Annotated in this window: 1 pseudogene; it reads left to right on the plus strand. The window is 72.7% G+C overall.

Annotation, left to right across the window (positions count from 1 at the left end):
* Nucleotides 1-505: pseudogene (locus DVK07_RS23080) on the plus strand (hypothetical protein); the annotation flags it as partial.

Here is a 505-nt window from a genome sequence, read left to right on the forward strand (position 1 = left end):
CGCGGCCGCGGACTCGCTCGCCGTCCGGTCGACGCCGACGACCCTGTCGCTGAACGCGACGACGGACGGCGAGGGGAACGTGACCGTGAGCGGGGCGCTGACCACCGACGAGGGGGCCGCACTCGCGACCCGAGAGGTGGCGATCACAGTCGGCGGGACGGAGGTGGAACGGATCGCCACCGACGGCGACGGGCGGTATCGCGAGACGGTTGCCGTTCCGGACGGCGACGACCGCGGCGAGTCGGAGACCGTCATCGCGAGCTTCGACGCCGCCGGAACGAGTTTCGAGGCGAGCAGCACCACGGGGCAGGTGACGCTGCTACAGCCGAGCGGAGCGAACGGCGGCGGCAGCGCCGACACCGTCACGGAGAACACCGGGCTCAGGTCGCTGCTCGTCGGAGTCCTCATTGTCGCGGGCGCGCTGCTCGTGATCGGCCGCCGAGCCCTGCGACGGTGGGGACGGCGGCTCGGGTCGAGGCTGGGACTGATCTCCGGACCCGTGGAC

This window comes from Halorubrum sp. Atlit-26R, from assembly GCF_003666015.1.
GTDB lineage: Archaea > Halobacteriota > Halobacteria > Halobacteriales > Haloferacaceae > Halorubrum.